The organism is Pseudomonas bohemica (genome assembly GCF_002934685.1).
Lineage (GTDB): Bacteria > Pseudomonadota > Gammaproteobacteria > Pseudomonadales > Pseudomonadaceae > Aquipseudomonas > Aquipseudomonas bohemica.
This window is the reverse complement of sequence record NZ_NKHL01000004.1, coordinates 1-235: the sequence shown is the minus strand read 5'-3', so window position 1 is coordinate 235 and position 235 is coordinate 1. Positions and strand designations below refer to the sequence as shown.

Genomic DNA, 235 nt, shown 5'->3' with positions numbered 1-235 from the left:
TGTCTAGTCCTGAAATAGGTTTACACCTGTTTTACCCTCAAAACGCCCGATGCACCGCATCGGGCGTTTTGTATTTCAAGGCCTGATGTGGCCGCTTGCGGTTATAAATATCTACCGATTCGTCGACCATACGCGTGGCTTCGGCCAGGTCTTTCGGGCGATGTAGCAAAAACTCGGTCTTCAGTATGCCGTTCACCCGCTCTGCCAACGCGTTCTGGTAGCAGTCATATCCGTC

The 235-nt window shown here is 51.9% G+C and carries 1 protein-coding gene; it reads right to left on the bottom strand.

Annotation, left to right across the window (positions count from 1 at the left end):
- Positions 1 to 37: 37 nt before the first annotated feature.
- Positions 38 to 235 (bottom strand): integrase core domain-containing protein (locus CE491_RS00015; RefSeq protein WP_199884896.1); only part of this gene is annotated, 198 nt, incomplete at its 5' end.